This is a genomic window from Streptomyces sp. NBC_01232, assembly GCF_035989885.1.
In the GTDB taxonomy this organism is placed as follows: Bacteria; Actinomycetota; Actinomycetes; order Streptomycetales; family Streptomycetaceae; genus Streptomyces.
Genome location: NZ_CP108518.1, coordinates 6,152,838 through 6,177,718 on the forward strand (window position 1 = coordinate 6,152,838; position 24,881 = coordinate 6,177,718).

Annotated in this window: 26 protein-coding genes; 14 read left to right on the forward strand and 12 right to left on the reverse strand. The window is 72.7% G+C overall.

Features of this window, described 5'->3' with window-relative positions:
• Window positions 1-208 precede the first annotated feature (208 nt).
• On the forward strand, window positions 209-1,384 hold the full coding sequence (locus tag OG444_RS28490; RefSeq protein ID WP_327264851.1) for a sensor histidine kinase: 1,176 nt from the start codon (window positions 209-211) through the stop codon (window positions 1,382-1,384).
• The gene (locus OG444_RS28495) at window positions 1,381-2,043 is read left to right on the forward strand and encodes a response regulator transcription factor (RefSeq protein WP_327264852.1); all 663 of its coding nucleotides are present in this window, start codon (window positions 1,381-1,383) and stop codon (window positions 2,041-2,043) included. Before OG444_RS28490 ends, OG444_RS28495 begins: the two co-directional genes overlap by 4 nt.
• Here the strand turns inward: OG444_RS28495 and OG444_RS28500 are convergent.
• From OG444_RS28500 to OG444_RS28525, 6 genes are read right to left on the reverse strand one after another with little or no spacing between them, the layout of a single operon-like run.
• Window positions 1,954-3,045, reverse strand: a complete 1,092-nt coding sequence (locus tag OG444_RS28500) for a pyridoxal-phosphate dependent enzyme (protein WP_327264853.1) — start codon at window positions 3,043-3,045, stop codon at window positions 1,954-1,956. The genes OG444_RS28495 and OG444_RS28500 overlap by 90 nt on opposite strands.
• Window positions 2,966-4,039 carry a GHMP family kinase ATP-binding protein gene (locus tag OG444_RS28505; RefSeq protein WP_327264854.1) on the reverse strand — a complete coding sequence of 358 codons (1,074 nt, stop codon included), beginning with the start codon at window positions 4,037-4,039 and terminating at the stop codon, window positions 2,966-2,968. Before OG444_RS28505 ends, OG444_RS28500 begins: the two co-directional genes overlap by 80 nt.
• Window positions 4,036-4,875: a Rossmann-like domain-containing protein gene (locus OG444_RS28510; protein ID WP_327264855.1), complete on the reverse strand. Its 840-nt coding sequence runs from the start codon at window positions 4,873-4,875 to the stop codon at window positions 4,036-4,038. Before OG444_RS28510 ends, OG444_RS28505 begins: the two co-directional genes overlap by 4 nt.
• Window positions 4,872-5,708 carry an ABC transporter ATP-binding protein gene (locus OG444_RS28515; RefSeq protein ID WP_327264856.1) on the reverse strand — a complete coding sequence of 279 codons (837 nt, stop codon included), beginning with the start codon at window positions 5,706-5,708 and terminating at the stop codon, window positions 4,872-4,874. Before OG444_RS28515 ends, OG444_RS28510 begins: the two co-directional genes overlap by 4 nt.
• The gene (locus OG444_RS28520; protein WP_327264857.1) at window positions 5,705-6,823 is read right to left on the reverse strand and encodes a FecCD family ABC transporter permease; all 1,119 of its coding nucleotides are present in this window, start codon (window positions 6,821-6,823) and stop codon (window positions 5,705-5,707) included. The genes OG444_RS28515 and OG444_RS28520 overlap by 4 nt, the downstream gene beginning before the upstream one ends.
• Entirely contained in the window at window positions 6,813-7,841 is a 1,029-nt protein-coding gene (locus OG444_RS28525) for an ABC transporter substrate-binding protein (protein ID WP_327264858.1), read from the reverse strand. Before OG444_RS28525 ends, OG444_RS28520 begins: the two co-directional genes overlap by 11 nt.
• 160 nt (window positions 7,842-8,001) lie before the next feature.
• On the opposite strand from OG444_RS28525, the gene OG444_RS28530 reads away from it, so the two are divergent.
• Window positions 8,002-9,264, forward strand: coding sequence for an MFS transporter (locus OG444_RS28530; protein ID WP_327264859.1), 1,263 nt, complete (start codon window positions 8,002-8,004; stop codon window positions 9,262-9,264).
• 2 nt (window positions 9,265-9,266) lie between these two features.
• Here OG444_RS28530 and OG444_RS28535 read toward each other — a convergent pair whose 3' ends face one another.
• Window positions 9,267-10,052: a VOC family protein gene (locus OG444_RS28535; protein ID WP_327264860.1), complete on the reverse strand. Its 786-nt coding sequence runs from the start codon at window positions 10,050-10,052 to the stop codon at window positions 9,267-9,269.
• A 176-nt stretch (window positions 10,053-10,228) separates the two neighbouring features.
• Here OG444_RS28535 and OG444_RS28540 point away from each other — a divergent pair, with 176 nt between their 5' ends.
• Window positions 10,229-11,074 (forward strand): sulfurtransferase, encoded by an 846-nt coding sequence (locus OG444_RS28540; RefSeq protein ID WP_327264861.1) that lies wholly within the window; start codon window positions 10,229-10,231, stop codon window positions 11,072-11,074.
• Between the two features lie 37 nt (window positions 11,075-11,111).
• Here the strand turns inward: OG444_RS28540 and sepH are convergent, their stop codons facing one another.
• Window positions 11,112-12,137, reverse strand: coding sequence for a septation protein SepH (sepH, locus tag OG444_RS28545; RefSeq protein ID WP_327264862.1), 1,026 nt, complete (start codon window positions 12,135-12,137; stop codon window positions 11,112-11,114).
• A gap of 522 nt (window positions 12,138-12,659) precedes the next feature.
• On the opposite strand from sepH, the gene OG444_RS28550 reads away from it, so the two are divergent.
• Window positions 12,660-13,451, forward strand: a complete 792-nt coding sequence (locus tag OG444_RS28550) for a hypothetical protein (RefSeq protein WP_327264863.1) — start codon at window positions 12,660-12,662, stop codon at window positions 13,449-13,451.
• Window positions 13,452-13,469: 18 nt separating this feature from the next.
• Here the strand turns inward: OG444_RS28550 and OG444_RS28555 are convergent, their stop codons facing one another.
• Window positions 13,470-14,801, reverse strand: a complete 1,332-nt coding sequence (locus OG444_RS28555) for a D-arabinono-1,4-lactone oxidase (RefSeq protein ID WP_327264864.1) — start codon at window positions 14,799-14,801, stop codon at window positions 13,470-13,472.
• On the reverse strand, window positions 14,749-16,005 hold the full coding sequence (locus tag OG444_RS28560; RefSeq protein ID WP_327264865.1) for an MFS transporter: 1,257 nt from the start codon (window positions 16,003-16,005) through the stop codon (window positions 14,749-14,751). The genes OG444_RS28555 and OG444_RS28560 overlap by 53 nt, the downstream gene beginning before the upstream one ends.
• Window positions 16,006-16,179: 174 nt before the next feature.
• On the opposite strand from OG444_RS28560, the gene OG444_RS28565 reads away from it, so the two are divergent.
• Together OG444_RS28565 and OG444_RS28570 are read left to right on the forward strand one after the other, a co-directional pair.
• Window positions 16,180-17,334 carry a ferrochelatase gene (locus tag OG444_RS28565; RefSeq protein WP_327264866.1) on the forward strand — a complete coding sequence of 385 codons (1,155 nt, stop codon included), beginning with the start codon at window positions 16,180-16,182 and terminating at the stop codon, window positions 17,332-17,334.
• Window positions 17,335-17,345: 11 nt separating this feature from the next.
• A complete protein-coding gene (locus OG444_RS28570; protein ID WP_383194251.1) occupies window positions 17,346-18,149 on the forward strand; it encodes an inositol monophosphatase family protein in 804 nt (267 codons plus the stop codon).
• Window positions 18,150-18,283: 134 nt separating this feature from the next.
• Here the strand turns inward: OG444_RS28570 and OG444_RS28575 are convergent, their stop codons facing one another.
• A complete protein-coding gene (locus OG444_RS28575; protein WP_030008766.1) occupies window positions 18,284-18,463 on the reverse strand; it encodes a hypothetical protein in 180 nt (59 codons plus the stop codon).
• Window positions 18,464-18,708: 245 nt separating this feature from the next.
• Here OG444_RS28575 and OG444_RS28580 point away from each other — a divergent pair, with 245 nt between their 5' ends.
• The 4 genes from OG444_RS28580 (at window position 18,709) to OG444_RS28595 (ending at window position 22,235) form a co-directional block, all read left to right on the forward strand.
• Window positions 18,709-19,362 carry a response regulator transcription factor gene (locus OG444_RS28580; RefSeq protein WP_030008767.1) on the forward strand — a complete coding sequence of 218 codons (654 nt, stop codon included), beginning with the start codon at window positions 18,709-18,711 and terminating at the stop codon, window positions 19,360-19,362.
• Window positions 19,359-20,612 carry a sensor histidine kinase gene (locus OG444_RS28585; protein WP_327264867.1) on the forward strand — a complete coding sequence of 418 codons (1,254 nt, stop codon included), beginning with the start codon at window positions 19,359-19,361 and terminating at the stop codon, window positions 20,610-20,612. Before OG444_RS28580 ends, OG444_RS28585 begins: the two co-directional genes overlap by 4 nt.
• Window positions 20,613-20,993: 381 nt before the next feature.
• A complete protein-coding gene (locus OG444_RS28590) occupies window positions 20,994-21,290 on the forward strand; it encodes a DUF4193 domain-containing protein (protein WP_030008769.1) in 297 nt (98 codons plus the stop codon).
• 12 nt (window positions 21,291-21,302) lie between these two features.
• Complete coding sequence (locus tag OG444_RS28595; RefSeq protein ID WP_327264868.1) at window positions 21,303-22,235, forward strand: hypothetical protein; 933 nt, start codon at window positions 21,303-21,305, stop codon at window positions 22,233-22,235.
• Window positions 22,236-22,301: 66 nt separating this feature from the next.
• Here the strand turns inward: OG444_RS28595 and OG444_RS28600 are convergent, their stop codons facing one another.
• Window positions 22,302-22,766 carry a DUF3093 domain-containing protein gene (locus tag OG444_RS28600; RefSeq protein ID WP_327264869.1) on the reverse strand — a complete coding sequence of 155 codons (465 nt, stop codon included), beginning with the start codon at window positions 22,764-22,766 and terminating at the stop codon, window positions 22,302-22,304.
• 58 nt (window positions 22,767-22,824) lie between these two features.
• Between OG444_RS28600 and OG444_RS28605 the strand changes: the two genes are divergently transcribed.
• From OG444_RS28605 to OG444_RS28615, 3 genes are read left to right on the forward strand one after another with little or no spacing between them, the layout of a single operon-like run.
• Complete coding sequence (locus tag OG444_RS28605) at window positions 22,825-23,409, forward strand: PaaI family thioesterase (protein ID WP_327264870.1); 585 nt, start codon at window positions 22,825-22,827, stop codon at window positions 23,407-23,409.
• Window positions 23,409-23,954, forward strand: a complete 546-nt coding sequence (gene dut / locus OG444_RS28610) for a dUTP diphosphatase (protein WP_327264871.1) — start codon at window positions 23,409-23,411, stop codon at window positions 23,952-23,954. The genes OG444_RS28605 and dut overlap by 1 nt, the downstream gene beginning before the upstream one ends.
• A 1-nt stretch (window position 23,955) precedes the next feature.
• Window positions 23,956-24,738, forward strand: coding sequence for a DUF3710 domain-containing protein (locus OG444_RS28615; protein ID WP_327264872.1), 783 nt, complete (start codon window positions 23,956-23,958; stop codon window positions 24,736-24,738).
• The last annotated feature ends 143 nt before the right edge of the window (window positions 24,739-24,881 follow it).

Below are 24,881 nucleotides of genomic sequence, written 5' to 3' on the forward strand. Positions count from 1 at the left end.
ATCCACACTGCCGGGAGGACCCCGGCCGGGCATGGGGCCGTGGGAGGCAATCGCGCGGCAGGGTTGGCCCGTGGGCGTACGTCCCGGGGCCAATACCGCGCGGGCGGTGGGCCGGTTAGTCTCGCGGTGTGGACCTCATAACGATCATTCCGCTGCCTGCGCGTACGGCGTACCGCGGCCTTGTTCCCCGGTCCGGGGCACGCCGCCGATGACGAGAACGAAGGCCGTGGCCTGGGCGGGGGGTGCCTCCTACCTGCTCATGGCGGGTCTGCTGGTGGGTGGCGCGCCGCAGGCCTCGGGCACGGCCCACGGGGTCGGGTCGCTGCTGGCCGTGAGCCTGCTCGTCGGCGTGGTACGACGGACGCCGCTGCTGGCTCTGGCCATGGCGATCATCGGATCCACCGCCGTGGTGGTGGGCACCCCGAGCTCCGTCCATGCGGACCTGTCGGCGGGGTATCAGGGGCAGTTCCTGTCGTTCCTGGCGGTGGACCTCGTCCTGGGCTTCATCGTCGTCACCTGCACCCGGCGAGCCTCGCTCGTCGCCGTAACCGTGTCCTGCTCCGTGCAGCTCCTGGTCATCGCAGTCTTCGCGCACGGGGACAACCTGATCGTCAACGTCGTGATCGCCCTCTTGGCGACGGCCGCGTCCTGCACGGTCGGTCTGCTGAGCCGCGAGCGCCGTGAGCACGTGGCGGCACTGCGTTCACAGGAGGTGGCCGAGGCCGTGACCGCCGAAAGGCTGCGGATCGCAAGGGAGCTGCACGACATGGTCGCGCACAGCATCGGCATCATCGCCATCCAGGCCGGTGTAGGCAGCCGGGTGATCCAGACCCAGCCGGCGGAGGCCCGCGAGGCCCTGCGCGCCATCGAAGCCACCAGTAGGGAGACCCTGTCGGGTCTTCGTCGCACGCTGGTGTCGCTCCGTCAGGCCGACCAGGGCGCCACCGGATCGGAGCCGTCACCGCTCGCGCCCTCGCCGGGGCTGGCGGACGTCGAACGGCTGGCGGCAGCGACCGCGGACGCAGGGGTACGCGTCGACGTGCGCCGCACCGGGAAGCAGCGTCCCCTGCCGGCCGACATCGACCTGTCCGCCTACCGGATCGTGCAGGAGGCGCTGACCAACGTGGTCCGTCACGCGGGCACCGGGCGTTGCCGGGTGGCCATCGACCACGGGGACGAGGAACTGTCCGTGGAGGTCGTCGACGACGGGCGCGGCGCCACCGGGGACAGCTCGGCCCGCGGTTTCGGCATCATCGGGATGCGGGAGCGGGTCGCCCTGCTGGGCGGTCACCTCAGCGCCGGACCGTGGGCCGAGGGCGGCTTCCGGGTCGCGGCCAGGCTGCCGCTGCCCGCACCCGTCGGAGTTCCGGTGGAGGCCCGATGACCGTACGAGTGGTGCTCGCCGATGACCAGCCGCTGGTGCGGTCCGGTCTGCGCGTACTCATGGCCGATCATCCCGACCTGGAGGTCGTCGGCGAGGCCCGCACCGGTGCCGAGGCGGTCCGGCTGGTCCAAGATGTCAGCCCCGACGTCGTGGTGATGGACATCCGGATGCCCGGCATGGACGGGATCGAGGCCACCCGCCTGATCATGGCCGGTCCCGCGACGACCCGCGTCCTCGTCCTGACCACATTCGACGAGGACGACTATGTCTACGGCGCGCTCCGGGCCGGCGCGAGCGGCTTCATGGTCAAGGACATGGCGCTGGACGACATCCTCGCGGCGGTCCGCGTGGTCGCCGCCGGCGACGCACTGATCGCACCGGGTGTGACGCGCCGTCTGATCGCCGATTTCGTCGGGCGCCCCGAAGTCGTTCCTGCGCGTCCCCCGCGGCCGGTCGAGGGCATCACCGAACGGGAAAGGGAAGTGCTGACCCTGGTCGGACGCGGCAGGTCCAACACCGAGATCGCGGAGGACCTCTTCATCACGGTGGCCACCGCCAAGTCGCACGTCTCACGGCTGCTCACCAAGCTGGGCGCCCGGGACCGGGTCCAGCTCGTGATCACCGCCTACGAAACGGGGCTGGTCACACTGCCTCGCTGAGACCGGCTCCGCGCCCGCGGCCCGGTTCCAGCACATCCGGGACCAGGGGAGCGCCAGTTCGGCCGGGGACGTGACCGGGAGCGGAGCCAGGGAGTCGACGGCGGCCGCCTCGCGGTGGCGGGCGTACACGCTGTCCACGTAGCGGTGCCCGGTGTCGGCGGCGATGAACAGGACCGTACGTTCCGGGGCCCGGGACCGTTCCCAGCGCGCGGCGAGGTAGCCGGCCCCGGTGGACAGACCGGCGAACACCGCGTGCCGCCGCAGCAGATCGACGCTGCCCGCCAGCGCGGCGTCGAAGGAGATCCAGTGCAGCGTGTCGTACGACGCGTGGCCGACGTTCCCGAAGGGGATGGAGCTGCCGATCCCGGCGATGATGATCTCGGGGTCGGCGACGTGCTCCGCGCCGAAGGTGACACTGCCGAAGGGCTGCACGCCGACGAGCCCGACGTCGGGGGAGTCCTCCCGGAGGTAGCGGGCGAGGGCCCCGGTGGAGGCGCCCGAGCCGACCCCTCCGACGATGGTGAGGCGCTCCTCGCCCGTGGACCTGCGGATCTGCTCGGCCACGGCCCGGTAGCCCAGGTAGTGGATGTCGTCGTGGTACTGGCGCATCCAGTGGTATTCGGGGTGCTCGGCGAGGATCTCGTGGATGCGCTCGACCCGCCGCTTCTGGTCCAGCTTCAGGTCGCTGCAGGGCTCCATCTGCTCCAGCGTCGCGCCGAGGAGGGCGAGCTGGACGCGCAGCGTGTGATCGACGGTCGTCGAGCCGACGATGTGGCAGCGCATGCCGTGCCGGTGGCAGGCCAGGGCGAGAGCATGGGCGTAGATCCCGCTGGAGCTGTCCAGCAGGGTGTCCCCGCGCCGCACGACCCCGGTGTCGAGCAGGTGGCGGACGGCGGCGAGGGCGGAGGCGACCTTCATGCTCTCAAAGCGCAGGCAGATGAGCCGGTCGTCGAGGCGTATCAGGTCCGGCCGGCCGATGGCCTCCGCGATGTGCTGGTCCACTCGGGAACTCCTTGGTCGTCGGGAGGGGAGAGAGGGTCGTGAAGACACGGGTGACCGTGATGCCGTTGCTGTCCAGGGCCCGTACGCAGTCACGGATCCGGTGGCGCAGCCCGCGGGCTGCCGGATCGAGGAGCAGGCCGGCCACCGCGCCGCTGTGCGCGATCTGCACCCCCACGGCCCCGAGCCGCCGGGCGATGTCGGTGAGCGTGTCGAACTCCGGGTGGCACAGGGCCTGTTGTCCCCGTCGTGCGCTGGCGCTCGCGACCCGGCCCAGCAGGGCCGCGTCAGCCGTGGCCACAGCCCGCCGCAGCAGGGCGCGCAGCCGCTCGAAGGCACGTACGTCGCTGTCGTCGTACGCGCGGACCGGCAGGGAGAGGGTGTCCACCGGCGCGCCTTTGCCGAGGGCGCAGCCCACCACGACGAGGGGTGGCAGGCAGGCGCCGAGGACCTCCAGGACCCGTCCCTCCCGCTGGGCGAAGAGCACCGGGCGGGCGTCGAGCATCAGCGGGTCGCAGGCCTGTTCGGCGCGCACCGCCAGCCGGGCGACGGTGCCGGGCGCCAGCCGCATCCCGTAGGAGTCCGCGACCGCCCGTACGACGGCGATGACATCGCTGGTGGAGCTGCCCATGCCCAGGCCCACCGGGATGTCGCCGGTGATCCGCAACTCCCCTCCGCAGGGCGGCTCCCGGCGCCGCAGCGCGCACTCCTCGACGGCGAGGACCGCCGCGCGGGCGGCCTTCGTACGGTCGCCCGGCAGGACGGTGAGCTGTTCCGGCGGGGTGCCGGGGCGGCGGGTGAACTCGGCCCGGCTGGCCGGTCCGGTCATCGGCAGGGTGACCAGGCCGGCGCACCGGCGCCCGGCGGCGTCGAGGAAGACGCCCTGGAGGATCTCGCCGTGGTGGCAGGAGGCCTGCCCCGCGCCGTACCCCGCGCTGTGCCCCGGACCGTGTCCCGCCCCGTGCCCCGCCCCGTGGTGTGCGGTGGGCGCGGTCACGGCCGCCCCGCCGTCCGGTAGCGGTAGAGGGTCGTCGGGTCGGCGCTGAACTGGGAGAAGGGAAAGGGTTCCGCGGACAGGGCGGTCACCCCGGAGCCGAGGAAGGCCCGGGCCACCGCGCTGCCGCTCTGCGCGTAGACGACCAGCGGGATCCCCCGGGCGCGGCACCGGCCCAGGACGGTGTCGAAGGAGCCGTTCCCGAGGGTCATGCCGGTGGCGACGACGGCGTCGGCGCGCTCCAGCACCTCGTGCATGTCGGTGGTCACGGGATCGCCCCACCGGGTGGCCCTGAGGTTGAAGTCGCACGGCAGCGGTTCGCCGCCGCGCTCGCGGATGGCCGCGACCAGCGGGTCGACCACGCCGATGAGGCCGACCCGCGCGCCCGCGTCGATGTCCAGCAGTCCGGCGATGGCCGCGTCGCGCGCCGCGGCCCGCACTTCGGGGGTACCGGCGGGGAGGATCACCGGCTCCGCTCCGGCGTCGCGGTGCGGCCGCTGCCCGGACAGGTACGCGTCGAGGGCGGCGATCCGCAGCGGGCGCGGCGCCTCGCGCAGCAGGACGTCGAGCGGGACGCCCGAGGAGTCCCGGCAGATCGACGGGTCGATCTCGCCGGCTTCGAAGGCGCAGCCTCCGAAGGAGGCGCCGAGACGCACCAGGACGTACTGGTTGAGGTAGGTGGTGTGGCCGCCTGCCAGCCGGGTGCCGTGGTGGATCCAGAACACGCTGGTCGCCACGGACTCGGCGGGCAGCGGGCCGTGTTCACCTGCCAGTACGGCGGCGATGAGGGCATCGACGGTCGGTGCGGGCATGGGCGGCGTGGCTGTCTGGGGCGTCATGACGTTCCTTGTTCGGGTACGGAGGTGAGTGCGGGAGCGGCATCGGCTGCGCGAGCGGATGCAGGGGCGCGCAGCGGCCCGCGGTAGGAGACCGTGGGGCGCCCGCGGGAGTCGGTGGCCAGTTCGGCGTCCACGTCGAAGATCCGGGCGAGGTGCCCGGCCGTCAGGACGGCGGCGGGGGCGCCGGCGGCGATCAGGCGGCCCCGGTCCATGAGCAGCAGCCGGTCGCAGTAGCGGGCGGCCAGGGTGAGGTCGTGCAGGGCGACCAGTACCGTCTGCCCGGTGCCGGCGAGCAGCTCCATGAGCTCCAACTGGTGCTTGACGTCGAGATGGTTGGTGGGCTCGTCGAGGAGCAGGCCGTACGGCTGCTGGGCGAGCGCGCGGGCGATGTGGGTGCGCTGCCGCTCGCCGCCGGACAGCGTCCTCCAGGACCGTCCGGCGAGGGCGGTGAGCCCCACCCGGTCCAGTGCGGCGGCGACGACCGCCCGGTCGGTGGCGTCCGGTCCGCGCCAGCGGTCGCGGAAGGGGGTCCGCCCCAGCCCCACGACGTCGGCGACGCCGAGGTCGGTGTCGAATCCGGAGTCCTGCTCCACGAAGGCGATCCGGCGGGCGATCCGGCGGGCGCTCCAGTCCCGTACGGGCTGTCCGTCGTAGCGCACCGTGCCCGCGTCGGGCATGCGCAGCCCGGCCAGGCAGCGCAACAGCGAGGACTTGCCCGAGCCGTTGGGGCCCAGCAGCCCGACCGTCTCGCCCGGCGCGATGTCCAGGCCGACCCCGCGGACGACGGGTGTGCCCGAGGCCGACCAGCTCAGTCCTTCGGCGGTGATCCTCACAGCTCACCCCTCCTGCGCAGGACGAGGAGGAACAGCGGTACGCCGAGCAGCGCGGTGATCACGCCGACCGGTACCTCGCGCGGTGCGAAGGCCACGCGCGCCAGGGCGTCGGTCCACACCAGGAACACCGCGCCCGCGAGCGCCGCGTGGGGCAGCAGCACCCGGTGCAGGGGACCGGCGAGGAAGCGCACCCCGTGCGGGACGATCAGCCCGACGAACCCGATGGCGCCGACCGTGGCCACGGCCACCGAGGTCAGCACGGCCGTCACCACGAGCAGCAGCATCCGGGTGCGCCGTACGCCGATCCCCAGGGAGGCGGCGGTGTCGGCGCCGAACGCGAGGCCGTCGAGGGCGTTCGCGCACAGCCAGGCGGCCGCCAGCCCGAGCGGGGTGACGATCGCGCAGACCACGACGGAGTCCCAGCGGGCCGGGGCCATCGAGCCCAGCAGCCAGTGGGTGAGGGCGCGCGTGGTGTCGGCGTCGGCCGATGCCATGAGGACGAGCGAGGTCAGGGCGGTGAACAGCTGCCCGACGACCACGCCGGTCAAGGTGATGCGGACCGAGTCCAGGCCGGTCCGCCGCAGCAGCGCCAGCAGCAGGCCGAAGGAGAGCAGGGCGCCGACCAGGGCGCCGCCCGTGATTCCGAGCGGTCCGGCGCCGAGCCCGGACAGGGGCAGGACGGCCACGGCGACGGCCCCGGCCGAGGCGCCCGAGGACACCCCGAGCAGGTACGGGTCGGCCAGCGCGTTGCGGGTGACGGCCTGGAGCACGGTGCCGCAGACCGCGAGCGAGGCACCGACCAGGGCGGCCATCAGGACCCGCGGCAGCCGCAGGTCCCAGACGAGCGAGTCCAGCAGCGGCGGCAGCGGTTCGGTGCCCAGGCCCAGCCGGGCCCCGAGCGCCCGGCCGAGGTCGGCCCATCCCACGTCGGCGGTGCCGATACGGGTCCCGGCCGCCACCGAGGCGGCCAGTACGAGCACCCCCGCGAGGAACAGCCCCGCCCGGGCCGGGGCCCCGGTCCGCCCGGTCCGGGTCGGCGGCGAGGGCGCGTCGACCCGGACTCCGCGGGCGGCCGGCAGCAGCAGGTCCACGGCAGCCGCCGGGTCAGCGGACATACCCGAGGTCCTTCATCGCGGCCGCCAGCAGCCCCAGGGCGTGCACGGAGCGTACGGAGGGGTCGAGTTCGATGCCCGGCACCTCGACGATCCGGTTCTCGCGCACCGCCGCCAGCCGGGAGACCACGGGGTCCGCGGCCATGGTGTCGCGCTTCTCGGCGGCGCTGTCGCCCGGCCGGCCGCGCTCGGACAGGTCGCCGATCACGATGAAGTCCGGGTTCCGCCTGGCGACCTCCTCCCAGGAGACCTCCGGCCAGTCCTCGTCCACGTCGTCGAAGGCGTTCTGTGCGCCGACGATCCGGCTCATTTCACTGGGCAGTCCGGTCCGGCCCGCGACGTACGGCATGCCGTTGAAGACCGAGTAGAGGTACACGACGGTGGGCCGCTTGCCGCCCTGGCCGACGGCCTTGGACGCGTTCTCACCGGCCTTGGCGACGGCGGCGCGCTGCTCCCGGGCGAGCTCGCCCGCCCGCTCCTCGCTGCCGAAGGCCCTGCCGAGCCGCTCGTAGTCGGAGAAGAGCAGTTCGAAGGGGGATTTGCCGGCCTCGTTCTGCTGCGGGCAGTCCACGGCGCTGACGAAGGTGGGGACCCCCAGGGCCGCCAGCTCCTCGCGGGTGCCGGCCCGGTCCTTCGTGTAGAGGTCGGTGGAGCCGCCGATCACGAAGTCGGGTGTGGCGGATCGCAGTTGCTCGCCGGTGGCGAGCTTGGGGGCGATGACCGGGACCTTGGCGTACGCCTCCTGGTACTGCGCGGGGATCTTCGTCTTCAGGTTGGCCGTCCCGGCCATCCGTTCCTGGAGCCCCAGTTCCAGCAGGGTCTCGGTCGAGGTCTGGTCCAGGGTGACGGCGCGCTCGGGGGGCCGGTCGAAGGAGAGCTGCCGCCCGCAACTGCTGAATGCGGCCGGGGCGCCGGCCGCCGCGCGGTCGTCGACGGCGGTGGTGGTGGTCGTCGCGCAGCCCGCGGTCGCGAGGGCCAGGACGAGCGTGAGGGGAATGCCGAATCGGGCGCGGTGGCGCATGGGTTCTCCGGTCTGGAAGGAGCAGGGGTGTCGTCGTGCACCGGGCAGGAGTGCCACGTTCGAAGGGTACTGTAATGGTTATCGTTTTTATTAACACCCCTGGGTCCGGGTTTTCCGAACCCGCGATCCGGCACCCGCCGACGAAGAGGAGCACCACACCGTGGCGACCACACCCCTGCCCGCGACGCCCAGGACCGGTCCACCGCCCGCCCGTTCCGTCCTGCGCGACACCGCCTTCCTGCGCCTGTGGGCGGGCACCACCGCCTCCGGACTCGCGACCTGGGCGCTGCCCTTCGTCCTGGGGCTCGCGGTCCTGCACCGGGAACTCGGCGCGGCCGGGCTGGGCCTGGTCCTCGCGGCACGCACCGCCGGCTTCCTCGTCGCCGTCGCCGTCGGCGGGGTGCTGGCCGACCGGCACTCGCGCCGGGCCGTCGTGCTCTGGTCCGCCCTCGCGGCCGCCGTCGCGGCCCCGCTCCTGGCCCTCGGCCTCGGCCGGTCACTGGTCCTGATGACCCTCGCCGCCGCGCTCGCCGGCGCCGGGCAGGGCGCGTGCCGCCCCGCCTTCCAGGCGCTCACCGCCGAGGTCGTCGCCGCCGACCGCAGGCAGCAGGCCAATGCCGCCATGACCGTGGCGGTACGGGCCTCCACGCTGGCGGGCCCCACCCTGACCGCACTGCTCGCCGCGTTCGTCGACGTGGGGACGCTGCTGCTGGGGATCGGCCTGCTCTGGCTGGTCGCGGCCCTGCTGCCGGGCCGGGGCGCCGCGGCGCCCGCACCGGGAGCCGCCCCCGCCCCGCGCGCCTCGTTGCGCGCGGAGTTCGTCGACGGGATACGCGAGGCCCGCCGGCACCCCTGGTTCCTCGCCGGACTCGGCGCCCTGACCACCGTGATAGCGCTGGGCTACTCCGCGACCAGCGTCGCCCTGCCCCTCATCAGCCGCGACCGCTACGGCACCGAGTGGGTACTGGCCGCGGCCATGACCGCCTACACCGTGGGCGCGCTCGGCGGCGCCCTGGTCGCCGCCCGCCGCCGGCCCCGCTCCCCGGGCTGGAGCGCCTTCGCCGGACTGGCCGTCTACGGCTTCGCGCCGCTCAGCCTGATGCTGCCGGTCCACCCGGCCGTGGTGATCGCGGCCTACGTCGTGGCCGGTATCGGGATCGAGCTGTTCAACGTGCCCTGGTTCACGGCCACCCAGCGCGAGGTCGCCCCGGACAAGCTCGCCCGCGTCTCCTCGCTGGACTTCCTCCTGTCCTACGGACTCGCCCCGCTGGGCCTCGCCCTCATCGCCCCGGCCATCGACGCCTTCGGCGTCACCCCGGTCCTCGCCGTGTGCGCCGCGGCCTGCTTCCTCCTACCCGCGGCGGCCGCCCTCGTCCCCACGGCCCGCCACTTCGGACGGACGCCGGGGCCGAGGGCGCGCTGAGCTCAGCGCCGCGCCCGCACGATGGCGAAGACCGCGCCCTCCGGGTCCGCGACCGTGGCCTGCCGGCCGCGCGGGCCCTCCCGGGGCGGGTCGACGACGCGCCCGCCGAGCTCGACGACCCGGGCCGCCGCCACGTCGGTGTCCTCCACCGCGAAGTACGCCATCCAGTGCGGCCCCCGGTCGTGCGGCAGCGAGCGGCCGACCCCGTGCACGGCGGCCACCGGCCTGCCCTCCAGGTGCAGGGTCAGGTAGTCGAAGTCGTCGGAGGCCGTGGCGTGCGTCTGCGCCTCGTGGCCGAAGACGTGCTCGTAGAACTTGCCGACCGTCGAGGTGTCCTGGGTGACCAGCTCGTTCCACACGGGGGTGCCCGGTGCTCCGTGCAGCCGGGTGCCCATGCGGCTCTGCGCCTGCCACAGCCCGAAGATCGCACCCAGCGGGTCCGAGCAGATCGCCACCCGCCCCGCGATACCGGCGTCCAGCGGGCCCACCGCGACCGTGCCGCCGCAGGCGCGGACCGACTCCGCGGTCGCGTCCGCGTCGTCCGTGGCGAGGTATGTCGTCCAGGCCACCGGAAGATGCCGGTCCGGCGGCATCTCGCCGATCCCGGCCACCTCGTGCCCGTTCAGCACCGCACGGACGTACGGGCCGAGCTGCTCGGGTCCCGGTTCGTACTCCCAGCCGAACAGGTCGGCGTAGAAGTCCTCGGTGGTCCCGAGGCCGTGCACCATGAGGCTCACCCAGCACGGGGTACCGGGCGTGCGCCGGGTTGCTTCCGCTGCCTCGGTCATGTCAGCCGTCTCCTCCGTCGTGGCGCTTACCGGTGCTGATGCTTCCACTCCCGGGGACTCGGCGCGCCCCGACCGGGCCGCATAAATGCGGCCCGGCACGGAGTTGACCGGATCGGTACGGCCTCCCGATGACGGGCTTGTTACGCGGGTGACGGGCGGGGAGGAAGATGGCCGGCATGACTGCGAAATCTGCGATCCTCGCCGCCGCCGAACTGAGGAACGAGCTGGCGGGCCCCCGCCCGCCGGTGCTGCTGGACGTCCGCTGGCAGCTCGGCGGCCCCGACCAGCGGCCCGCCTACGAGGCAGGACACCTGCCCGGAGCGGTGTTCGTCGACCTCGACCGCGAACTGGCAGGTCCGCCCGGGGCGGGCGGCCGCCACCCGCTGCCCGACCCGGAGGCCTTCGGGGAGGCGATGCGCCGGGCGGGCGTCCCGGCGGACGGGCCCGTCGTTGTGTACGACGGCGGTCTGGGCTGGGCGGCCGCCCGCGCGTGGTGGTTGCTGCGCTGGACAGGTCACCCGAACGTGCGGGTTCTGGACGGCGGCCTTGCCGCGTGGACGGAGGCCGGCGGCGCGGTGACGGCCGATCGGGTGACTCCCGCGGAGGGCGATTTCAAGCCAACACCGGGGGCGGTCGGACTGCTGGACGCGGACGCGGCGGCCCTGCGCGCGAGGGAAGGGGTCCTCCTGGACGCCCGCGCGGGGGAGCGCTACCGGGGCGAGGTCGAACCGATCGACCCGGTCGGCGGCCACATTCCGGGCGCACTGTCGGCCCCGACCTCGGAGAACGTGGGCCCGGACGGGCGGTTCCTGCCGGCGGACGCGCTGCGAGCCCGGTTCGAGGGGCTCGGCGCCTGCGAGGGCACCCCGGTCGGCGTGTACTGCGGCTCGGGAGTCTCCGGGGCGCACGAGGTACTTGCCCTGGAGGTGGCGGGCATCGAATCCGACCTCTACGCGGGCAGTTGGTCGCACTGGTCGGCCGACCCGGCCCGGCCGGTGGCCACGGGACCGGACCCCCAGTAGGCGCGGGCCGCCGCCGGGTGAAGGCCCGGCGGCGGTGCTACTCCTGCTTCTTGCGGCGGGTGCCGAAGACGATCTCGTCCCAGCTCGGCACCGCCGCACGGCGCCCGGGGCGGACCCCGTCGGCCTCGGCCTGGCGGTCGGTGGTGCCCGTCAGGCGGTCGCGGTGGCCCGCCACCGTGCGGGGCATCAGGACATCGGCGTACGCGGCGCCCGCGCCCGCGGATGCGGCGGGGGCCGGCGGCTCCTCCGCCTCCGGTTCCGTCTCCGGTGCCTCGGTGCGCTCCGGTACCACCATGTCGCCCCGGAAGCTCGGCACCGCCTCCAGCAGGCTGGTCAGGGTGTCCCGCTCCTCCTCCGGTTCCGGCGCGGGGGCCGGCCGGCCGTCGGCCCGCTCCAGCTGCCGGTCCAGGGCGCGGTCCAGCGGCCGGTCGCGCGGCAGCCGCGCGATCCTCGGCACGAAGGGGAAGCTCGGCTCCGGCGTGGCCGGCAGGTCCTCGGACTCGCCGATCAGGGAGCGCGCCTCGTCGTCCACCGCCACGACCAGCCGGCGCGGCGGGTCATAGGTCCAGCTCGCCGAGTGCGGCTCGCTCGCGACCCGGTAGACGAGGAGGACCTCCCAGGTGCCGTCGTCGCGGCGCCAGGAGTCCCACTGGACGGATTCCTTCTCGGCTCCGCGCAGGGTCAGCCGCTCCTGCACGGCCTCGCCGAGCTGGGGGCCGGTGTTCTCACCGGGACGGCGCACGGGGGTCTTGCGGGCGCGCTCGGCCATGAACGCGCGCTCGGCCAGCACCGGGCCCTCGAAGCGGCGTACGCGGTCGACGGGGATGCCGGCGAGTTGAGCGACCTCCTCCGCGGAGGCACCGGCCCGTATGCGGGCCTGGATGTCGCGGGGGCGGAGGTGGCTCTCCACCTCGATCTCGATCTGGTTCAGGCGTGCGCGATCGTTGCGGACGGCGGCGCGGAGCCGCTCATCGATCGGAAGCGTGTACTCCGTGCTGTCCGCAGCCTTGAGCACCAGTCGTGTGCCGTCATTTGAGACGGCCACGACACGCAGTTCGGGCATGGGGACCTCCCGGGTGGTGCCTGCCGACGTCACGTGCGTCGCTGCTTCCGCTAGTCGAGTGTGGCCTGCCCGGGTGCAGCCTGCCACAACCTTGCCGAGTTAAACCGGCGTGTCGGGCATGCGCCCTTGATCGCCGTTATGGCACGGTTACCTGTTGGGCACGCACAGTGACCGAACGGTTACTGTGCGCAGCAGGAGCCCGTGCAATACCGCGGCATCACCGGTCTTTGAGTGCCGTTTTCCATCAGTCGGCCCCCTCTCCCGAGTCCGGACATCCGAAAGGAAGGACGGCCCCAGGGCTCGCCACAGTACTCCATTCGGGCCACCTGGGTGGACCGCCGCGCCGCCGAAGTTTCCCCGGACGGCGGGAGTTGGCGTGCCCTCGATCGGGTCCGACCTGCACCCGTGGTCCGTTTTCGGGTGTCTTGCTTCACATAATCACCAGAAACGGAACTTTCCGCCTCGCACAGGGGTCGGTAACTCCTGTAAGGGCAGAAGCGCGAGAGGCAGGACACCCCGGGCATGGCGATGGGTCAGAGGGCGACGCGGGACGCCGAGGACGAGCCGGAGAAGGAGAAGCTCGATCTGAGCGCGGCCCAGGTTGCCGGTTCCTCGCTCGCAACGGTCGGGGCGGCGCTGCTCGCCTCGCAGATGGGCGTCTACGGAACCATCCTCGGGGCCGGTGTGGTCAGCGTGGTCGCCACCGCGGGCGGGCCCGTCATCCAGCACTTCTTCCGGCGCACCGGTGACCAGCTGCGCGAGAGCGCCCGCCCCAGGGCCCGTCAGGTACCGCTGCCCCGCGAGGAGTCACCGGTGGACGGTGCCGTGGAGCCGACGGCCACCGGGGAGTTCGGCGAGGCCACCGTCCACGGCACCCGGATGCGGGGCTGGAGGCGCACCGCGGTGGCCTCCGGTGCGGCCTTCGCCATCGCCATCGGCGGCCTCGGCACCTACGAGGCGATGGCCGGCACCTCCGTCAGCAGCGGCGGCGGCACGCTCTTCTCCGGCGGCACCCGCAAGGTGGGCCAGGACCCGCCCGCACCGCCGCGCAAGGAGCCGGGCGGCGAGGAGAAGAGCGGGGGGAGCCCCGGTCCCCGGACCTCCCCGAGCCCCTCGCCGTCGCACGGCGGCCGGAGCCCGAGCCCCGGCGGCGGCCCCTCGGACCCCGGCAACTCCGGTGCCTCCGGGGAGCCGACGCCCGGGCCGTCCCCGTCGGGGAAGGCCCCGAGCTCGTCCCCCACCCCCGCACCACCGGCCCCGACGCACAGCCCCGACGCGTCGGTACCGGCGGTGCGTGATGCGCCGCGGCCGTGACCGGCGGGCACCGGCGGCTCAGTCCCCCAGGACGCGCCGCAGGTAGTCGTTGCCGAAGACCCGGTCCGGGTCGAGGCGGTCGCGCAGCGCGGTGAACTCACCGAACCGCGGGTAGACCTCCGCGAAGTACGCCGCGTCCCGCGTGTGCACCTTGCCCCAGTGCGGACGCCCGCCGTGCGCGGTGAAGATGCGCTCGGCCGCCGTGAAGTAGGACTGGTACGGGGTGCCCTTGTACATGTGCACCGCGATGTACGCCGTTTCGCGCCCCGAGGCGGTCGACAGCGTGATGTCGTCCGCCGGAGCCGTCCGTACCTCCACGGGGAAGCTGATCCGCAGTCCGGAGCGGTCGACCATCGCCCGCAGCTCCCGCAGCGCCTGGACCACCTGCTCGCGCGGGAGTGCGTACTCCATCTCCACGAAGCGCACCCGGCGCGGACTGGTGAACACCTTGTACGGGATGTCCGTGTAGGTGCGTGCCGACAGGGCGCGGCTGGCCACGCGGGCGATGGAGGGAATGCTGGCCGGGACCGCGCGGCCCAGCGTGTTGACGGCCTGGAAGAGGCCGTTGGAGAGCAACTCGTCCTCGATCCAGGCGCTCACCGGTCCGGGCGGGGCGGCGGGGCCCTGGCTGCGGTTGTTCCGCTTGGTGTTGCAGTTGCCGGTGTGCGGGAACCAGTAGAACTCGAAGTGCTCGTTCTCCGCGAAGTGTTCCTCGAACTCCGCGGTCACCCTCTCGAACCCCATCGGCTCCTCCCGGGCGGTCAGGAAGAAGAGCGGCTCCACCGCGAAGGTGATCGCGGTGACGATGCCGAGCGCGCCGATGCCGAGCCGGGCCGCCGCGAAGACCTCGGGCTCCTCCTTCTCGGAGCAGGTCAGCAGCCGGCCGTCGGCGGTGACCAGTTCCAGGCCCCGGATCTGGGCGGCGATGGAGGCCGAGTCGCGGCCCGTGCCGTGGGTGCCGGTGCTGGTGGCGCCAGAGACCGTCTGCTCCATGATGTCGCCCATGTTGGTGAGCGACAGGCCCTCCCGGGCCAGGGCCGTGTTGAGGTCCTTCAGGACTGTGCCCGCCGCCACCGTGACGGTGCCGGCGGCCCGGTCGATCGAGCGGATCCCGGTGAGCGACTGCGGGCGTACGAGCACCCCGTCGGTCGCGGCGGCCGCGGTGAAGGAGTGGCCGGTGCCTACCGCCTTCACCCGCAGCCCGTCCTCGGCGGCCCGGCGGACCGCCTCCTGGAGCTCCCCGACCGAGGCCGGGGTCACCACGCGAACCGGGGTGGCGGTGATGTTGCCCGCCCAGTTACGCCACGCGGTCCGTTCCGTGCTGCTCTGCCCTGCTGTCGCCGTCCCCATCGGTTGCTGGCTCCTCCCCTTGCGCCGGCCTCGTCAGCCGGCGGTATCCCGCGAACGCAACCGCCGCCGCGGCGACTCCCGCCGAGACGGAGACGACGTACCCGGTCTGCGCCCCGGCTGCGTCGACGACCCAGCCGGTCACGGAGGACCCGAGCGCGATTCCGACCGCGAGGCCGGTGCTGATCCAGGTCATGCCCTCGGTCAGCTTCGCGTGTGGCACGTGCGCCTCGATCAGGGCCATCGTGGTGATCATCGTGGGAGCGATGGCGAGGCCCGAGACGAAGAGCGCCACGGCCAGAAACGGAAGGTTCCCGGCCAGTAGGAGGGGGATCATACTCACGGCCATCGCACTGATGCCCAGGATCCAGCGAGGTTCGGCCCTGCCCTTGAAGTGCAGAAGGCCGAAGACGATGCCCGCGAGGCAGGATCCGAACGCCCAGACCGCCAGGAACACCCCGCCGAGGGACTTGTTGCCGTGCTCCGCGGCGAAGGCGAGGGTCGAGACGTCGACGGACCCGAAGATCGCGCCGGTCGCCACGAAGGTGGCCACCAGGACCTGCAGGCCGGGGGAGCGCAGCGCCGAGGAGCGGTCCGTGTGCTCCTGGTGCGGATGCGGCGCAGGCTCGGTGGCGGTCAGCGCCGTCAGCCACCACACGCCCGTCACCAGGCAGACGAGGGCGACCACCGGGCCGGCCTCCGGGAACCAGCCGGCCGAGAGCGTCGCGGCCAGCGGCGGACCGATGATGAAGCAGAGCTCGTCGACGATGGACTCGAAGGAATAGGCCGTGTGCAGCTGGGGGGTGTCGCGGAACAGGGCCGTCCACCGGGCCCGGACCATCGATCCCACGCTGGGCACGCACCCGGCGACGACGGCGAAGACGAAGAGGGTCCAGCTCGGCCAGCCGTTCGCCGCCGCGACCAGCAGTCCGGTCACCGCGGCGGCCGCGATCAGCGTCGCCGGACGCAGCACCCGCCGCTGTCCGTACTGGTCCACCAGCCGCGAGACCTGCGGGCCCACGGCGGCGGCGGAGAGCGCGATGGTGCCGGTGAGCGCGCCGGCGAGCCCGTAGCTGCCGCCGAGCTCAGTGATCATCGTGAGGACGCCGATGCCCACCATGGCCAGCGGCAGCCGGCCGATGATGCCGGCGCCCGTGAACCCCTTGGTGCCAGGGGTGGCGAATATGGCGCGGTAGGGACTGGGCAAGGTGGTGCCCTCCGTAAGGGACGTGGTTGGCTCACACAGATTACGTCTGCCGACAAGGCGCCCGCATGGGGAAAATACCGACAGGAAGTTAGGGTGACCTTACCTGCTGTCCGAGGTGTGGGACGGGCCGGGTCCGTTGCCCGGGCCCGGACCCCGGGTGGCAGGATTCGAGACATGTCAGACCAGCTCCGTGCCCCCGACGGCGGCTCCGCCGCCCCTTACGACGCCCTCCTGCTGCTGTCCTTCGGCGGCCCCGAGGGACCCGACGACGTCGTGCCCTTCCTGGAGAACGTCACGCGCGGGCGCGGCATCCCGCGCGAGCGGCTCAAGGAGGTCGGGCAGCACTACTTCGGATTCGGCGGCGTCAGCCCCATCAACGGGCAGAACCGCGAACTGCTGGACGCGCTGCGGGGGGACTTCGCCGGGCACGGCCTGGACCTCCCGGTCTACTGGGGCAACCGGAACTGGGCCCCGTACCTGACCGACGTGATGCGGGAGATGGCCGCCGACGGGCGTCGCCGGATCGCGGTCCTCGCGACCAGCGCCTACGCCTCGTACTCGGGCTGCCGCCAGTACCGCGAGAACCTCGCGGACGCGCTGGCCACGCTCGCCGAGGAGGGCGTGGAGCTGCCGCGGGTCGACAAGCTGCGCCACTACTTCAACCACCCCGGCTTCGTCGAGCCCATGATCGACGGGGTGGTGGCCTCCCTCGCCGAGCTGCCCGAGGAGGTGCGCTCCGGCGCGCACCTCGCCTTCACCACCCACTCCATCCCGACCGCCGCCGCGGACACCTCCGGCCCGGCCGCGGACCACACCGAGGACGGCGAGGGCGGGGCGTACGTCAAGCAGCACCTCGACGTCGCCCGGGTGATCGCGGACGAGGTCGCGGCCCGGACCGGGGTCGCGCACACCTGGGAGCTCGTCTACCAGTCCCGCAGCGGCGCCCCGCACATCCCGTGGCTGGAGCCTGACATCTGCGACCACCTGGAGGCCCTGCACGCCGCCGGTGCGCCCGCGGCCGTGATGGTGCCCATCGGCTTCGTCTCCGACCACATGGAAGTCCTCTACGACCTGGACACCGAGGCCACCGCGAAGGCCGCCGAGCTGGGGCTGCCCGTGCGGCGGTCCGCGACCGTCGGCGCCGATCCGCGCTTCGCCGGGGCCGTAAGGGAGCTGGTGCTGGAGCGCGCCGCCAAGGAGCGCGGAGAGCCGGTCCGGGAGTGCTGGGTGGGCACTCTGGGCCAGAGTCATGACCTGTGCGCGGTGGGCTGCTGCCCGGCGCGGGGCCCCCGGCCGGCGGCCGCGGGCGTGGACAGTCCGTACGCGTAGGAAGTGGGACCGTGATCTCTGACGAGCTGAAGGCCGAGCTGCTGGACGTGGGCCTGGAGGCCGCCCGGCAGGCCGGAGCTCTGCTGCGCGACGGCCGCCCGGCCGATCTGGCGGTGGCCGCGACGAAGAGCAGCCCGATCGACGTGGTGACCGAGATGGACATCGCGGCGGAGAAGCTGATCACCGGCATCCTCGCCGAGCGGCGGCCCGAGGACGGGCTGCTGGGCGAGGAGGGCGCGGACACCCCGGGGACGAGCGGGGTGCGCTGGGTCGTCGACCCGCTGGACGGCACCGTGAACTACCTCTACGGGCTGCCGAGCTGGGGCGTGTCCATCGCGGCCGAGTACGGGGGCGAGACCGTGGTGGGCGTCGTCGCGGCGCCGATGCGCGGGGAGACCTACCACGCGGTGCTCGGCGGCGGCGCCTGGATGGGGACGTCCCGCCTCGCCTGTCGGCCGGCGGCGCCGCTGGACCAGGCGCTGCTGGGGACCGGCTTCGCGTACGTGCAGACCCGGCGGGCCCATCAGGCCGGGGTCGTGGCACGGATCATTCCGCTGGTGCGGGACATCCGGCGGGGCGGGTCGGCGGCCCTGGACCTGTGCGACGTGGCCGCCGGGCGGCTGGACGGGTACTACGAGCGGGGGCTCAACCCGTGGGACCTGGCCGCGGGTGACCTGATCGCCCGGGAGGCCGGGGCGCTGACGGGAGGCCGGCCGGGCGAGCCGGCCTCGGGCGAGCTGACCCTGGCCGCCTCGCCGGCCGTCTTCTCCTCGCTGCAGCCGCTGCTGGAGGAGTCGGGGGCCTGGCACGACTGAAAGCACGTGGACCCCGGCCGCCCACTCGGGCGTCCGGGGTCCACGTCGTGCAGGGGTCGTTCAGCAGAAGTCGTTCAGGAGTCGTGCCGGGGTCGTGCCGGTGTGCGGGAACAGCGGGCCGGGCAGGCCGTGGATCAGCAGGCGGGCACGGCGGCCGAGACCGGGACACCGTGTTCGGCGGCCAGGCGCTGGAGATCCTCCAGCTCCGCCAGTTCCACTTCCGCGAGGAAGTCGTCGCCCGTCTCGCGGGCGTGCCTGAGGTCCGACTGCGTGGTCCTGATGCGCTGCAGGAGACCCGCGGTGAATGCGTCCATGGTGGGTTCGCCCCCTCTTCGTGGGTCGGCGGCGGCACGTGGCTGTCCGCCGTCAGGGAGTGGTCGGGGTGTGATCTCGTCCTCCCCTGCACCCCGGCCCCAGAAACCTCGTAGGGCCAGGGAATCCTCACTTCCGCCCCGCCAGCCCCTCCCCGATCCGCCTTACAGCCGGTTTACGGCCGAAACGGGCAGGATGGGCGACGCCATACACGTGTGCCCTTCTGGGCTCGGAGGAAGGAAACGACGTGCGCGTACTCGTCGTCGAGGACGAGCAGCTGCTCGCCGATGCGGTGGCCACCGGCCTGCGCCGGGAGGCCATGGCCGTGGACGTCGTGTACGACGGCGCTGCCGCCCTGGAGCGGGTCGGGGTGAACGACTACGACGTGGTCGTGCTCGACCGGGACCTCCCGCTCGTGCACGGTGACGACGTGTGCCGGAAGATCGTCGAGCTCGGCATGCCCACCCGGGTGCTGATGCTGACCGCATCCGGTGACGTGAGCGACCGGGTGGAGGGCCTGGAGCTCGGCGCGGACGACTACCTGCCCAAGCCCTTCGCCTTCACCGAGCTGACCGCCCGCGTACGGGCGCTCGGCCGGCGCACCACGGTCGCGCTGCCGCCCGTACTGGAGCGGGCCGGCATCAAGCTGGACCCGAACCGGCGCGAGGTGTTCCGTGAGGGCAAGGAGGTCCAGCTGGCGCCGAAGGAGTTCGCGGTGCTGGAGGTGCTCATGCGCAGCGAGGGGACCGTGGTCTCCGCCGAGCAGCTGCTGGAGAAGGCCTGGGACGAGAACACCGATCCCTTCACCAACGTCGTGCGGGTGACCGTCATGACCCTGCGCCGCAAGCTGGGGGAGCCGCCGGTCATCGTGACCGTGCCCGGTTCCGGGTACCGGATTTGAAGCGCGTACCCGCCACTCCGGAGCCCCCGGTCGCGCCACCGAAACCGACCTGGGACCCGGGCCAGCCCGAGGGGCCCTTCCCCTGGCTGCGGCCGACCATCCGCATACGCCTCACCCTGCTGTACGGCGGGATGTTCCTGATCGCGGGCATCCTGCTGCTGTCGATCATCTACCTGCTGGCGGCGGAGGCGCTGCGGCAGGGGCTGACGCTGCCGTTCCAGATCGTCGGCGGCGAGGTCAGGGTCTCCAGCCCCAACTGCTCGGGGGTGATGGGCGGCCCCCTGGAGCCGGAGCAGTTCAACGCGGCGGTCAACCAGTGCGTCCTCGATCAGCGCCGGCACGCCCTGGACGACCTGCTGAGCAGGTCGCTCATGGCGTTGCTGGGTCTGAGCATCATCGCCTTCGCCTTCGGCTACGCGATGGCCGGACGGGTGCTCTCGCCGCTCGGCAAGATCACCCGGACCGCCCGCCGGGTGGTCGGCTCCGACCTGACCCGGCGGATCGAGCTGGACGGGCCGGACGACGAGCTCAAGGAGCTCGCGGACACCTTCGACGAGATGCTCGACCGGCTGGAGCGGGCCTTCACGGCTCAGCAGAGGTTCGTGGCGAACGCCTCGCACGAGCTGCGCACTCCGCTCGCGATCAACCGGACGCTGCTGGAGGTCCACCTCTCCGATCCCGGGGCCCCCGTCGAGCTCCAGCAGCTCGGGAAGACCCTGCTGGCCACCAATGAGCGCAGTGAACAGCTGGTCGAAGGCCTGCTGCTGCTGGCGCGCAGCGAGAACCAGATCGTCGAGCGCAAACCCGTGGACCTGGCGGAGGTCGCCTCGCGCGCCGTCGACCAGGTGCGCGGCGAGGCCGAGGCGAAGGGCGTGGAGATCCGGGGCGAGCGCGCACCGGCGGTGGTCCAGGGCAATGGCGTGCTGCTGGAGCGGATCGCCCTCAACCTGGTGCAGAACGCCGTCCGGTACAACGTGCCGGAGGGCGGCTGGGTGGAGGTCGTCACGGAGTCTCAGCACGATCAGGCGGTCCTCCTGGTATCGAACGCAGGTCCCGTTGTTCCCGCGTACGAGGTGGACAACCTCTTCGAGCCCTTCAGGCGGCTGCGTACGGAGCGAACAGGCAGCGACAAGGGGGTCGGACTGGGTCTGTCGATCGCGCGCTCCGTGGCGCGCGCACACGGCGGCAGGATCCAGGCGATGCCCCGGGAAGGCGGTGGCCTCGTGATGCGTGTCACTCTTCCCTTGTGAAGCCCCCGCCCCGTGTTCGCTTTTGGCTGAATGCTTGCCCTGTGAAAACAAGTGGGCCTGTGTGATCGATCACAGTGGCCGGTGTCTGCCCATGTGCGTTCGGTGACCCCGGCGCGGCCGGAACGCCCGGGAAGTCCGGGTTTCCGGCCCCTCGGATGGCGGGAAATACACGGGGTGGCGTTTGTGCATGACGGCCCTCGGACCGTGTACGGTCCCGCTCGTCATCCCAGCCAATCGCCCTTCAGGCGGGCGGCTGGGTGTCGATTGAGTAACAGACCTTGATGTGAGGCAAAATCTCCGCCTCAGGTCGGGCACAAGTCCGGCCTCTCGTGCGTTACGTGCGCTGAGACACCGCTAACACCCAGAGGGGGAGAGCGAACAATGGCAACGGACTACGACACCCCGCGCAAGACCGACGATGACGTCGACAACGACAGCATTGAAGAGCTGAAGGCCCGGCGCAACGAGAAGTCGACTTCGTCTGCGGACATGGACGAATTCGACTCTGTCGAGAGCATGGAGCTTCCCGGTGCGGACCTCTCCAATGAGGAGCTGGCCGTCCGGGTCCTGCCCAAGCAGGCCGATGAGTTCACCTGCATGAGCTGCTTCCTGGTGCACCACCGCAGCCAGCTTGCACGTGAGAAGAACGGTCAGCCGATCTGTCGCGACTGCGACTGAGAGGCGTCGGCCGTGGCTGGCTCCACACCCTTTCGGAAGCGAGTCTTCCGGAAATCTGGTGATCCGGCGGAGACGCAGGTGGCACCCATCGATCCGGAAACGGGTCCGGGAGCTCCCGGCGGCTCCGCCAGTGCGGCGATCGCCGTGCCCTCCGACACCGCCCCGGCGGTGCCGTCGGCCACAGAGACCGACGAAGGGTCCCGGCAAGGTTTCGGGGCTCGTCGGATGCAAGCCGTCAAGAACGGTGTACGCAAGGGCGGCGAAAGTGTCAGGGACGCCGCCCTGTACCTCACGGACAGGGTCATCGAGAACGCACCGCGCGTTCCGGTTCGGGACCTCGCGACACTGCGCGCGCAGTTCCCGGGCCTCGGCCCCGATCAGCTCGCCGACAAGCTGATCTCGGGCGCCGCCAACGCCACCTCGACCGTGGGCGCCGGAATCGGCGCGGCGGCCATGCTGCCGGTGCCGCCCGCGATGCCGGCGGAACTGGCGGCCGAGATCACCGCCGTCGCGGCCATCGAGCTGAAGCTCATCGCCGAACTCCACGAGGTCTACGGCCAGCGGCCGCACGGCGACCTCAAGCAGCGCAGCCTCGCCTACCTCACCGCCTGGACGGAGGAGCGCGGGGTCGACCTGACCAAGCCGACCACGCTCAACGCGGCGCTCGGCGGACAGGTGAAGCGCGAACTGCGCCAGCAGATCATGAAGCGGATGTTCCGCAACCTGCCGAACCTCATGCCGTTCATGGTGGGCGCCGCCGTCGGCGCGGTCATGAACCGGCGGGACACCCGCAAACTCGCCGAGAAGGTCCGTGGTGACCTGCGCAGGCGCGCCGTGGGCTGGGAGGTCCTGCGCTCCCTGCCGCCCCTGGAAGGGCCCGTACAGCCCCTTCCCGAGGCCACCAGGGTCGCACTGGAGGCCTCGGATCCCTCCGCATACGGCTGAGGCCCTCCGCCGGGGCCCTCCGCCGGGGCGCTCCGCCCCGGCCGGGCGTCCGGTCCGACGGCCCGTTCAGGCCGCCCGGGTACGGGCGGCGAGCAGGGCCGCGGCCAGGGCCTGCGGCTCGCGCGTGGAGACGTAGACGTACGGGGTCGGGTCGGCCGGGTCGGTGACCTCGATGCGGACCGCGGTCGGCACGTAGCTGCGCATCAGCATGAAGGCGCGCGTGTCCGCCTTGTACGAGCGCCAGGCGCGCGCCTGTTCGGCGTCCAGGATCTCGGGCTCGCCCAGGGCCGTCACCGGGATCCGCGCATCCCCGGCCGCCAGCGCACCGTTCACCACGCGCACGCGCGCGGAGCCGTACGAACTCACCAGCAGCCCGGCCAGCGCCGTGCCCCCGACCAGGCCGGCCAGCAGCGGCATCGTGCCCAGCGGCAGCAGCATCAGCGCGCACGCGAGGCCGATCAGTACGGCGATGCCCCACCAGGAGCGGGGGGCGGTCAGACGTTCGTCGTGGTGCACGGTGGAGAGCTGCATGCGGTCAAGCCTGCCACGAGGCGACCGGTGGGTAGCCGCGCGGGTAAGGTCTGCGGCTGTGAGTGGACGAAACACAGCGTTGACGCCCCCGGACGATGCCGCCGCGCCGGTCCGGCACCCCGACGCGCCCGCACCCGGCGAGCTCCTCGGTGCGCACTACGAGCACTGTTTCGGATGCGGCGGGGGCCAGCCCCACGGACTGCATCTGGAGGCACGGGCCGGTGAGGGCGTGCGCGTCACCGCCGAGTTCACCGTCAAGCCCGCGCACCAGGGCGCACCCGGGCTCGCGCACGGCGGCGTGCTCGCCACCGCGCTCGACGAGACGCTCGGCTCCCTGAACTGGCTGCTGCGCGTCATCGCGGTGACAGGACGGCTGGAGACCGACTTCGTGCGGCCCGTGCCGGTGGACACCGTGCTGTACCTGGAGGCCGAGGTCACCGCCGTCGCCGGCCGGAAGATCTACTGCACGGCCGTCGGCCGGATAGGCGGACCGCAGGGCCCGGTCGCCGTGCGCGCCGACGCCCTCTTCATCGAGGTGAAGGTCGACCACTTCATCGACAACGGACGGCCCGAGGAGATCCAGGCGGCGATGGCCGACCCGGACCAGGTCAGGCGCGCACGCGCCTTTGAGGTGAACCCCTGATGTCCCAGACCAACCACGATTCCCGGCTGCCGGTCGACGTGCTGATCCGCCGCGTCGACCCGGAGGTGCCGATTCCGGCCTACGGGCATCCCGGGGACGCCGGCTGCGACCTGGTCACCACCGAGGCCGCCGAGCTGGAGCCCGGTGAGCGCGCCGTACTGCCCACCGGTGTGTCCATCGCGCTGCCCGACGGCTACGCGGCCTTCGTGCACCCGAGGTCCGGCCTGGCCGCCCGCTGCGGGCTCGCGCTCGTGAATGCCCCGGGGACGGTGGATGCCGGGTACCGTGGAGAGATCAAGGTGATCGTGGTCAATCTCGACCCTCGCGAGAGCGTCCGGTTCGAGCGTTTCGACCGCATTGCCCAGCTGGTTGTCCAGAGGGTCGAGAAGGTGCGCTTCCACGAGGTGGCGGAACTTCCCGGCTCGGCCCGGGCCGAGGGGGGCTTCGGCTCCACCGGCGGTCATGCGGCCGTGGCCGGATCCGGCGCTGGTCAGCAGGGTGGGAATGGCTACGCTTCGGTCGTAACCGACCGGGAAGGACAGTGACGTGTTCGGACGTCGCAAGAAGAACGACTCCGCCCATGACGGCGGCGCGGCCGAGCAGGTCGTAGACGGCGTCGGCGCTGAGCAGGACGACGCGGGCGAGCAGGAGAGCGCTGCCCAGCCGCGCCGGGTGAACCTGCCGCCGGCCCCGCGGCCCGACGGCCCGTGGGACGTCTCCGAGGTGCTCGGAAACCCGTCCGACGGCCGGGTCGACCTCGGCGGCATCCTCGTACCCGGTGTCGAGGGCATGGAGCTGCGCGTCGAGGTCGCCGGTGACGCGATCGTGGCCGCGACCGTGGTCCTCGGCGACAGCGCGGTGCAGCTGCAGGCCTTCGCCGCGCCCAAGAAGGAAGGCATCTGGGGCGAGGTCCGCGAGGAGATCGCCACGGGCATCACCCAGCAGGGCGGCATCATCGACGAGGCCCAGGGCTCGCTGGGCTGGGAGCTGCGCGCACAGGTGCCCGTACCGCTCCCGGACGGACAGACCGGCGCCCAGCTGGTCCGCTTCGTCGGCGTCGACGGCCCGCGCTGGTTCCTGCGAGGCGTCATCTCCGGCCAGGGCGCGGTGCGGCCCGAGTCGGCGGGCGTGCTGGAGCAGATCTTCCGGGACACCGTCGTCGTCCGCGGTGACGGCCCGATGGCTCCCCGCGACCCGATCGTCCTGAAGCTCCCGAACGACGCCCAGATGGTGCCGGACGGCGTGCAGACGGACGACCAGGAAGGCTCCCGCTTCGGCGGCGGCATGGGCCAGCTCGAGCGCGGCCCGGAGATCACCGAGGTCCGCTGACCTCGGACGGCCCCCGCGCACAGGGGGGCTCGTCATGCGATTCGGCCGGTGGGCCCCACTCCTTCGGGGTGGGGCCCACCGGCTTGTCCGTGCCGCGTCAGGGATCCGTCAGGGATCGGCGCAGGGGCCCGGATCGGTGCGTG